Genomic DNA, 9,685 nt, shown 5'->3' with positions numbered 1-9,685 from the left:
CAGCCCTTTGCACAATTGGAGCCTGACCGTTCAACAACTTTACATTAAATTTGGGGAACGGATACCCCTGATATTAAACACCAATTCCTTTGGGGCTAGCCCCAAAGGAATTGAAACAACGGACAGAGTTTAATTTACAGACCCTTTCGTTACCTTATTTGTATATTCAGATGTTTTCCGAGCCCAATCTCTATCAGCTTGTAATAGGTCGAAATTTGAATATCGCTTAATCCTCGTTCAATTCGAGAGATATAGCTTTTTTTTGTCCCTGTTCTTTCAGCAAGTTCTTTTTGTGTCAAATTTGCCTCTTTTCGAGCTTCTTTTAACATAACACCAAGTCTGAAGGCAAGGGATTCCGCATCATATTTATCACGTCTTTCAGTTCCTTTCTTGCCATATTTTTCGATAAGGACGTCCTCAAAGTCCGTTAAATTTTTCATATCAGCTATTTTTTATTTTTTAAATATTCCTTTTTTAATTTCTCAGCAAGTTTGATTTCTTTTCTTGGTGTCTTTTGGGTTTTCTTTACAAAACAGTTTGCAAGCACAACCAAATTTCCATCATCAAAAAAGCATAGAATCCGTATGCTTTTGTAGGTCGTAATCACACGCACCTCATAAATTCCGTTTGTGTTTTCAAGTGCTTTGAAGAATTTTTTAGGTACTTGCCTCTCAAATCGAACCAAATCCAATACATATTCAATTTTCTCTTGGACTTTATCCTCTTGAGCTTTATAAAAGTCAACAAAATATCTTTTGTATACGATTACTCTTCTTACCACAAGACAAAGTTAACTAATTAGTTTACCTTTAGTGATAAAAAAATTTAAAATTTTTAGTTCGGTTTTCTCGTATATGCGCCAACAGCTGATTTTAAAACTATTTGGCGAGTAGCGTTCGCAATCAAACTGATGCTTAACCAATATGTGGCCAAAATCAACGGCCCCGATAGGTAAAACGGTGTCTTGAACTTGGCAATAGCCAATAGAGTGTCCGAAAACATAAACAACAATACGCCCATAGCCATGCATGCATGCGCATTGTTCCTTTCACGCAGGTACAAACCCACCCCTTGCAATGCCATAAACGTGATTATCACCACATAAATGGAAACGGGCAGTAGCAAATCTCCCAAACCTGGCCTTAACCAGAAGAACAATACCCCGCCTATGCCAAAGAGTATCAAAAAGGGAATCCAATTTTTGTAAAATCCCTTATACTGGATAAATGCCACAGAGAATAAGATATGGGCCAATAAAAATGCAACTAGGCCCAACAAGAAATAGTCTTCAAAAAGCAACAATACATCCCCTAGCAAACAGAAAGCCAAGGCGATAGTTACCATTCTACCCAATCGTACGCAACTCTTTTTTGGAGTAAAGAATAGTAAAACAATCACCAAAATCGTGGTCAACGGCTTGAATAGCACAAAAAGTTGCTTATGGTCATAAAGACCAAAGTAAATGGCCAAAACGGCACTAATTACAATCAATATATTGATTGTTATTGCTGCTTTTCGGGATTCGGCTACCATTCTCTAAATGGTTTTTTACTTAACTGGGAATTGTAGTATTGGATTTGACCGGTTACTTCCTCGCCCAACCATTCAGGCTTTTCAAAACGTTCGTCTTCATGGTTCAGTTCTACTTCTGCCAAAATGAGGCCTTTGTTTTCGCTCAAAAACTCATCTACTTCATACAAATGGTTTCCAAAGGGCACCTCAAAACGTGTTTTTTCCAAAATGCCTGCTTCGCACAAATCAATGAGGTTGGTCGCTTCCGCAGCGGTAATTTCCGTTTCCCATTCAAATCTTGTGGTTCCCGATTCGTTGCTGGCCCCTTTTACGGTCAAAAACCCCTTGTCTCCCCTAATCCTCACCCTTACTGTCCGATCAGGGTCTGTATTCAAGAATCCCTGCACTATTCGGGTCTGAGATGTAGCTTTCTGCTTAAACCCATCAGATTTAACTAAAAACTTTCGTTCTATTTCCAAATGTTCCATCAAACTAAATATACCCTAAATTTGAAAATGGACTTCGATTTTCCATTAAGAAAAATTATTCATGTGGACATGGATGCCTTTTATGCATCTGTAGAACAGCACGATAACCCGGAACTAAAAGGGAAACCCATTGCCGTTGGTGGAGGTTCCAAACGCGGTGTGGTATCGGCTGCGAGCTATGAAGCCAGAAAGTTTGGGGTGCGAAGTGCCATGGCGGGGGCCATTGCCCGAAGAAATTGCCCTGAACTTATTTTTGTAAAACCCCGTTTTGATCGCTACAAAGAGGTTTCCAAGCAAATTAGGAGCATCTTTTTTGAATATACGGATTTGGTTGAACCTCTTTCCTTGGACGAGGCTTATTTGGACGTCACCGAGAATAAAAAAGGAAATCCATCGGCCACCCTTATCGCACAAGAAATACGCAACAAAATCTTTGACAAAACAGGATTAACGGCTTCGGCGGGAATCTCTATAAACAAGTTTATAGCCAAGGTTGCCAGCGATTACAACAAGCCCAATGGGCAGAAAACGGTAAACCCTGAGGAGGTCATTGGGTTCTTGGAAAACCTCGATATCCGAAAGTTTTATGGTGTAGGTAAAGTAACCGCCGAAAAAATGTATCGCTTGGGCATCTTTACCGGACTGGACCTAAAGCAAAAGCCTGTGGGGTTTTTAGAAAAGCATTTTGGAAAAAGCGGTAGCTACTACTACAATGTGGTACGGGGAATACATTTGAGCAGTGTAAAGCCCCATCGGATTCCAAAATCGGTTGGAGCTGAGCGCACTTTTTTTGAAAATCTGAGCAGTGAAATCTTTATGCTGGAAAAATTGGAAAATATTGCCAGTGAGCTGGAAAGAAGGCTCCAAAAATCGAAAATAGCGGGCAAAACTATCACCCTAAAAATTAAGTATAGCGATTTTACCTTACAGACCCGTAGCAAAACACTGCCCTATTTTATTGCAAGCAAAGACCTTATTTTGGAAACAGCCAAAGAGCTGTTGTACCAATCACCTTTAGAAAATTCCGTGCGCTTGTTGGGCATTTCCTTGGCCAACCTCAACACCGAAAAGAAAAAAGAGAGCGAGAAAAAGGAGTCGGTACTTGTTCAGCTCAAATTTGATCTTTAAAAAAGAAGAAGCTGTCTAAAAAAGATTTCTTTGTCAAGCTGAACTTGTTTTAGGTTTTCATATCCGTTATTCATCTACTTGATAGGATTCCGAAACGAGTTCGGAAGACAACTTAAAAATATTTCAGACAGCCTCCTCCACAGTTTAATTTTTAATATCCGTTTCCACGGGTTCTACCGCAGGTTTTTTGGGGTTGCCATCAGCATCAATTTCTATGATATTATCAAAACCGAGTGCATCCAATTTGTCTATAATTTCGGCCCTATCGCCTACCATAAACCAATTTACCTTTTCTGGTTGTACAACTTCATTGCTCACTTTTCTGATATCGTCCACAGATAGATTTCTCACATTTTGATCATACTTCTGGTAATAGTCGTCCGGTAAATCATATCGGACCAAATTCCTGACCGAACTGTTGACCGAGCTGTTGGTTTCCCATTGTCCTGGGAGTTTCAACACTTGATTGGTTTTTACCTTTTCAAGCTCTTCTTTGGTTGCGGGCCGTGAAGAGGTAAATTCGGATATTTCCTTTCTTATCTCGGTTACGGATTCCGCAGTTTTATCCGTTTGAACCGGAGCATACACGATAAATGGGCGTTCTTCCTTGGACCCAATCACAAAACCTCCTGCTCCGTAAGACCAGTGTTTGTCTTCCCTTAAATTCATATTGATCCGGGAAGTAAAATCACCTCCAAGAATATTCACCATTTGCTCCAAGGCTATCTCGGAAACATCCCCGTACTTTTCGGTTAAATGCCCTGCAAGGATCACGGATTGTTGCGACTCTGGTCTGTTCATCAAGTACAGGGTGTTTTTTGTATTGGTCTTTGGTTCGTTAAAAACAATGTTGGGTACATCTCCCTTTTTCCATTTGCCCAGCGTTTTTTCCAATTTGGACTTCAACTCGTTCATCTCCACATCTCCGGTAACAATTAAGGTAGAATTGTTGGGTTTAAACCAAGTATTGTAGAACGCAACAACATCTTCCCTGGTCAATTTGGAAACCGTATCCTCGTATCCCGTTCCGGTATATGGGCTGCTGTACGGATGATTTTCTCCATAAAGGTATTTGTTCATTACCCGTAAGGCCATGGAAATGGGTTGTGATTTTTCTTGTTTTATATCATTGATCTGCTCTTTTTGAAGCCGTTCAAATTCTTTTTGCGGGAAAACGGGGTTGAGCACAACATCCATAAATAGATCTAGACTGGCATCAAAACTCGGTTTTAATGTGCTCATGTATACGTTTGATTCATCTTGGCTGGAAAACGTGCTCAAAGATGCTCCGAGCAACTGAAGTTGTTCGTTGATTTCCAAGGCATCTTTGTCTTTGGTTCCCTCATCCATCAAATTCATGGCCAACTTGGCCGTTCCAGGGCTCGATAAGTGATCGGTCTTGTAACCTGCATCGGCCACTAAGTTTATCACTATAGTCGGTACTCCTTCGCGCTGGGCCAAAACCACATTGAGCCCGTTGGATAATTGGGTGCGTTGCAGTTCTGGAAATTTTGAGCTTTTTGGCGCTCCCAGTTCTGGTAATTTGCTTCTGTCCACTGAAGACGCTACAACATCATATTCTGGAAATGGTTTGCACACCAAAATGTGTTTTCCTTTGGTAAGCCATTTGGTGGCAGTCTTTTTTAAATCTTCGATGGTCGCTTCTTCCACATATTTCAACTTGGTTTTATAATAGGATGCATCGCCATGGTAGGTTTGATTGGATGCCAGGATATCCGAAACTCCACCGAAGCCTCCTATACGTTCCAAACCTTTGATGAAATTGGCAAAGTAACTCGCCTTTACCCTTTTGAGTTCTTCTTCTGTTGGGCCCTCTTTAATAAACTTTTCAATTTCGGCCTCAAGTTCCTTTTCCAGTTTTTCAGGATTTTCTCCTTCCTTTACATTTAAATAGGTAATAAATCGGCTCGCGATTTCACTCGATGCTTGGAAAGAAACGGCGGCACTTGCCGATTGGTCTTGGTAAATGAATTTTTGGTATAACCTTGAGTTTTTTCCACTGGTAAGAATGGCGGAAATCAAATCAAAGTGAAGGTCTTCCTTAAATCCGAACGGAGGTGTATTCCAAGCAAAGAGTACCCTGGTTTCAGGAACACGGTCTTCATATTCCTGACGGGAATCATAGATTTTGTTTGGAATATTGACCTCTTGGCGTTCCATGGTAGGCCCGGAAGGAATGTCTCCAAAATATTTGATTACTTTTTGATGGACTTCTTCCGCATCAATATCCCCCGCCACGGCAACTACCGCATTGGCAGCACCGTAATAGGATTTGAACCACTCCTGTACGTCTTCCAATGAGGCAGCGTTCAAATCTTCCATTTCACCAATAACCGTCCAGGAATACGGATGTCCTTTAGGGTACATGGCCTTGGTTAAATAATCCCACTGCATGCCGTAGGGCTGATTTTCCCCTTGTCTTTTTTCATTTTGAACAACGCCTCGTTGCTCATCCAGTTTTTCCTGATCAATGGCTCCCAACAAGTGCCCCATCCGGTCAGATTCCAAAAACAGTACTTGATCCAAGGCGGAAACAGGTACGTTCTGAAAATAATTGGTGCGATCGGTGTTGGTTGTTCCATTAAGGTCAGTTCCTCCGATACTTTCTAAAGCTTGAAAATAATCGGTGTTGTAGTTTTCACTTCCATTGAACATTAAATGCTCAAATAAGTGGGCAAAACCACTTTTCCCGGGCTTTTCATTTTTAGACCCTACATGATACCACACATTTACGGCAGCGATAGGGGCTTTATGGTCTTCGTAAACCAAAAGTGTAAGGCCGTTTTTTAAGGTGTACTTTTTGTAATCGATGTCAATGTCATCTGCTTTGAACTGAAAACTCTGCCCATAGTTCATGGGAGCGAAGAGTAGGCCAACAATAAAGGCCAGAAGTAACTTTTTCATTTTAGGTAGTGTTTTAATTATTTGATTGATAAAATTTGATATACAATATAGGAAAATGTTTACAATCAGCACCATATTAAACAGTTAGCATTTGCTTAGGGTTTTAATAAAGCTAAGATTGCTAACTTAAATCCAAATAATATTTTATGGTGGAACTATAGGTTACATAATTTCTTTATTAATTTGTAAAATCATCCCCCGTTATAACAACCATTACATCTTTTCTATGCAGCGAAGCGATTTGCACCAACATATTATTACCACGGCGGGCAATCTTTTTTATTACCAAGGATACAATTCAACAGGCATTAACGAGATCATATCAAAATGTGATATTGCCAAAGCCACACTGTACAGCCATTTTAAATCCAAGGAGGATATTTGTGTTGCTTACCTTAACCAGCGACATGGTGCTTTTATGAATAGTTTAAAAGACTATGTGAACCAACGAACAGAAAGTAAAAACCAACTGCTGGCCATTTTTGACCTTTTGAGGGATATGTACCTTGAAGAAAATTTTCAGGGGTGTTGGGGCCTTAAAACGCTTGGGGAGCTTTCTCCCAACCAAACCAAGATTCTGAACGTCATCCAGCAACAAAAAAAGGAGTTGCTACTGTATTTAGGAGAAGTTGTAGGAGAAAACATTGCCAATCTGTCCAAAGCGGAAACTGAAAAAATATCGAGCGGTCTTTATCTTTTGTACGAAAGTGCCGTTACCGAGAGTCACCTGTTCAAAAACGACTGGCCCATTTTTATGGCCAAGAGCATTGCTCCCTTGCTTCTTACAGACATGGATTTAAAATAATGTATCAAAAAAAGTGCGCAATGTTTCCACTGCGCACCCTTAAGATTGTTGATTGGTACTGTTTAGAAGTTACAGTTTTCAATCTCGGTCACACGCAAGGTGTTTACCATTCCTTTTTCTTTGATCGGCATTGCCGCTAGGCTCACTAGCATGTCCCCAACGTTCAAAAATCCTTTTTTACAGGCTATTTGGTTTACATCCTCAATGGTCTGATCAGTAGACACAAATTTGTCGTAATAAAATGCTTTTACCCCCCAAAGTAGGTTCAACTGTGTCAAAATCCTTTTGTTGGATGTAAAAACAAGAATGTGCGCAGCAGGCCTCCAAGCCGAAATCTGAAAAGCAGTATAGCCACTATTGGTCAATGTGGAAATGGCCTTGGCCGAAATTTCGTTGGCCATCAGTGCTGCATGATAGCAAACAGATTTTGTAATGTATCTTTTAGTACGAATGTGTGGTGGATTCTGAGGCACCTTGATCAAGCTGGAGCCTTCCACACTGGTAACAATGCTTGCCATTTTCTCAATAACCTGAACTGGATAGTTCCCTACCGATGTTTCACCGGAAAGCATTACGGCATCGGCACCATCCATTACGGAGTTGGCCACATCGTTCACTTCCGCACGAGTTGGTGTTAAACTGGTAATCATGGTTTCCATCATCTGGGTGGCAATTATTACCGGTATTCTGCCTTTTTTGGCACTTAGTACCAATTGTTTCTGAATCAATGGAACTTCCTGTGCCGGAATTTCTACACCTAAATCCCCACGTGCGACCATAAGTCCATCGGAGGCCTTCACAATCTCCTCTATATTTTCAAGGGCTTCAGGTTTTTCTATTTTAGAAATAACCGGGATTTTGTGTTCGGTGTGTTCCTTGATCAAGTTATGTAGGTCATATATGTCTTGAGCGTGTCTCACAAAGGACAAAGCCATCCAGTCCACATCTTGGCTTATTGCAAAAATGGCATCTTTAATGTCTTTCTTTGTTAGGGCTGGCAAAGAAATATCTGTATTGGGCAGGTTTACTCCTTTCTTGGATTTTAATGGTCCCCCTTGTATTACTGTTGCTACGACTTCATCCTCTCCATTGGTGGACTTTACTTCAAAAATAAGTTTGCCATCGTCCAATAGAATACGCTCCCCCGCTTTTACATCCTTTGGAAAGCTTTTGTAGTTCATGTAGACCCTTTCAGCGGTTCCTTCAAAAGGCTCTCCTGTGGCAAAAGTTACTTCATCACCGGGGGAAACAATTACTTCTCCGCCCATTACCCCCACTCTTAGTTTGGGCCCTTGAAGGTCGGCAAGTATAGCGGTGTTAATTTCCAATTCCTCATTAAGTTCCCTTATCATTTTAATTCGTTCGGCAACATCTTCGTAAGCAGCGTGGGAAAAATTAATTCTAAATACATCTACACCTGCCAGGATCATTTCCTTAAGAACTTCCTTTTTACTGGTAGCTGGCCCCAAGGTTGCTACAATTTTAGTCTTCTTTCTAGTTGGCATTTTTAAAAGATTAAATTTCTTTTTGATTTTAAGTTTGTTGTGTCCAATGGATATGCGGTAATCACCTTGGCTATCTGGTTTATGGATTTTATTTTTTGGGAAAACATCGTTTCATCTGCTGCATCCACCTTCAAAAAATAATCCACTTCCTTACGTTCTCTCACCAAGTAATCGATTCTCTTTGAGATATTGTTCTCAAACAGTCCCATCGAAGGAATCTCCTCCTCTACTTCGCATTTATTCGAAATCAGCGTCCAATATTCATCGTTTATCTCATCGTCCCAATCGAATACGGAGAAAGACATATGATCGTCAAGATGCAGGTCTTTTTCCATGCGTTTTAAGTACAGTCCACAGGTGGAATTTATGGCATAGGTAATGGCATAATCTTCCAGGTTACTGTGTATGGCGATAAGAGAAAAACCATCATCGTAGAGGTCAGCCGATATCTTATGCGTTGTTAACATGCCCATAACACGAACGGTAAATATAGGCTTAATCCAATTGAATGCCTAGTTAATGCAAAACAATACACTTCTAAAACAAACGAAAACGTTTGAGTTTACCATTATTTAAAGTTACTGGTTTTCTATCTTGCTCTGCAATGCAAAATAGGCCCGTTTGGATGCTTTTTCCTCTGCCTTTTTCTTGGATGTGGCCCTAGCTTTTGCCAACATTCTATCGCCAATGGTGAGTTTTACGGCAAAGTGTTTGAGCTCATCGTTACCTGTATCCTCGTACACATTGTAATTAAAGGGCTTCTTTTCTTTTTGACACCATTCAATTACCAAACTTTTGTAACTGATTACCTTGCCTTCGAGCTGCTCAATATCTACATAAGGCTCTATCACCCTTTCAGTGATAAATTTTTCGCAGTAAGTGTACCCTCTGTCCAAATATATGGCTCCCACGAGCGCCTCAAAAACATTACCATGGATATTATCGCCAAAATGGGCCTTGGGAATCCTGCTTTCAACATACTTTAATAGGCCAAGGTCCTTGCCCAATTCGTTTAGATGTTTTCTACTTACTACTTTAGACCGCATTTTGGTAAGGTACCCCTCGTCTCCTTCGGGTACTTCGTTATACAAGTGCTTTGAAATAATGGTGCCCAACATGGAGTCTCCCAAAAACTCCAACCGTTCGTAGTTGACGGGATTTCCCTTGTCGTCCTTTTGGTTCATGGAACGATGAAGGAAAGCAGTCTTGTAGATCTCTATGTTCTTGGGCTTAAATCCAAGGATTCTTTTGATTCCCAAAAAAAAATCCCCATCCGCGTTTGGATGGGAATTGAATATTTTGGAAGTAAGTTTCATGTTACA

10 protein-coding genes are annotated in these 9,685 nt (G+C 40.6%); 2 read left to right on the top strand and 8 right to left on the bottom strand.

What is annotated here, in order from left to right; genetic code table 11:
• Positions 1-149: 149 nt before the first annotated feature.
• The 4 genes from GO009_RS01880 to GO009_RS01865 are packed head-to-tail and all read right to left on the bottom strand — an operon-like array spanning position 150 to position 2,000.
• Entirely contained in the window at positions 150-440 is a 291-nt protein-coding gene (locus GO009_RS01880) for a helix-turn-helix domain-containing protein (RefSeq protein WP_163624443.1), read from the bottom strand.
• A 5-nt stretch (positions 441-445) separates the two neighbouring features.
• A complete protein-coding gene (locus GO009_RS01875; protein ID WP_163624442.1) occupies positions 446-781 on the bottom strand; it encodes a type II toxin-antitoxin system RelE/ParE family toxin in 336 nt (111 codons plus the stop codon).
• Positions 782-834: 53 nt separating this feature from the next.
• Positions 835-1,533 carry a lysoplasmalogenase gene (locus GO009_RS01870; protein WP_163624441.1) on the bottom strand — a complete coding sequence of 233 codons (699 nt, stop codon included), beginning with the start codon at positions 1,531-1,533 and terminating at the stop codon, positions 835-837.
• The gene (locus tag GO009_RS01865; protein ID WP_163624440.1) at positions 1,527-2,000 is read right to left on the bottom strand and encodes a CYTH domain-containing protein; all 474 of its coding nucleotides are present in this window, start codon (positions 1,998-2,000) and stop codon (positions 1,527-1,529) included. Before GO009_RS01865 ends, GO009_RS01870 begins: the two co-directional genes overlap by 7 nt.
• A 27-nt stretch (positions 2,001-2,027) precedes the next feature.
• Here GO009_RS01865 and dinB point away from each other — a divergent pair, with 27 nt between their 5' ends.
• Positions 2,028-3,128: a DNA polymerase IV gene (dinB, locus tag GO009_RS01860; RefSeq protein ID WP_163624439.1), complete on the top strand. Its 1,101-nt coding sequence runs from the start codon at positions 2,028-2,030 to the stop codon at positions 3,126-3,128.
• A gap of 144 nt (positions 3,129-3,272) precedes the next feature.
• Here dinB and GO009_RS01855 read toward each other — a convergent pair whose 3' ends face one another.
• Positions 3,273-6,053 carry a pitrilysin family protein gene (locus GO009_RS01855; protein WP_163624438.1) on the bottom strand — a complete coding sequence of 927 codons (2,781 nt, stop codon included), beginning with the start codon at positions 6,051-6,053 and terminating at the stop codon, positions 3,273-3,275.
• Positions 6,054-6,279: 226 nt separating this feature from the next.
• On the opposite strand from GO009_RS01855, the gene GO009_RS01850 reads away from it, so the two are divergent.
• Entirely contained in the window at positions 6,280-6,858 is a 579-nt protein-coding gene (locus GO009_RS01850; protein WP_163624437.1) for a TetR/AcrR family transcriptional regulator, read from the top strand.
• Between the two features lie 62 nt (positions 6,859-6,920).
• Here GO009_RS01850 and pyk read toward each other — a convergent pair whose 3' ends face one another.
• The 3 genes from pyk to rnc form a co-directional block, all read right to left on the bottom strand.
• Positions 6,921-8,363 (bottom strand): pyruvate kinase, encoded by a 1,443-nt coding sequence (gene pyk, locus GO009_RS01845; protein ID WP_163624436.1) that lies wholly within the window; start codon positions 8,361-8,363, stop codon positions 6,921-6,923.
• A 2-nt stretch (positions 8,364-8,365) separates the two neighbouring features.
• The gene (locus GO009_RS01840; protein ID WP_163624435.1) at positions 8,366-8,836 is read right to left on the bottom strand and encodes an IPExxxVDY family protein; all 471 of its coding nucleotides are present in this window, start codon (positions 8,834-8,836) and stop codon (positions 8,366-8,368) included.
• Positions 8,837-8,941: 105 nt separating this feature from the next.
• Positions 8,942-9,679 (bottom strand): ribonuclease III, encoded by a 738-nt coding sequence (gene rnc, locus GO009_RS01835; RefSeq protein WP_163624434.1) that lies wholly within the window; start codon positions 9,677-9,679, stop codon positions 8,942-8,944.
• Positions 9,680-9,685: the final 6 nt, after the last annotated feature.

The sequence above is a fragment of the Allomuricauda sp. TY007 genome (genome assembly GCF_010468565.1).
Classification (GTDB): Bacteria; Bacteroidota; Bacteroidia; order Flavobacteriales; family Flavobacteriaceae; genus Flagellimonas.
This window is presented reverse-complemented; position numbering and strand designations above follow the sequence as displayed.

Bases quoted from the DNA above. Each gene is read 5' to 3' on its own strand.
- GO009_RS01880 (WP_163624443.1), bottom strand. From the start codon at position 440: ATGAAAAATTTAACGGACTTTGAGGACGTCCTTATCGAAAAATATGGC.
- GO009_RS01870 (WP_163624441.1), bottom strand. From the start codon at position 1,533: ATGGTAGCCGAATCCCGAAAAGCAGCAATAACAATCAATATATTGATT.
- GO009_RS01865 (WP_163624440.1), bottom strand. From the start codon at position 2,000: ATGGAACATTTGGAAATAGAACGAAAGTTTTTAGTTAAATCTGATGGG.
- dinB (WP_163624439.1), top strand. From the start codon at position 2,028: ATGGACTTCGATTTTCCATTAAGAAAAATTATTCATGTGGACATGGAT.
- GO009_RS01855 (WP_163624438.1), bottom strand. From the start codon at position 6,053: ATGAAAAAGTTACTTCTGGCCTTTATTGTTGGCCTACTCTTCGCTCCC.
- GO009_RS01850 (WP_163624437.1), top strand. From the start codon at position 6,280: ATGCAGCGAAGCGATTTGCACCAACATATTATTACCACGGCGGGCAAT.
- pyk (WP_163624436.1), bottom strand. From the start codon at position 8,363: ATGCCAACTAGAAAGAAGACTAAAATTGTAGCAACCTTGGGGCCAGCT.
- GO009_RS01840 (WP_163624435.1), bottom strand. From the start codon at position 8,836: ATGGGCATGTTAACAACGCATAAGATATCGGCTGACCTCTACGATGAT.
- rnc (WP_163624434.1), bottom strand. From the start codon at position 9,679: ATGAAACTTACTTCCAAAATATTCAATTCCCATCCAAACGCGGATGGG.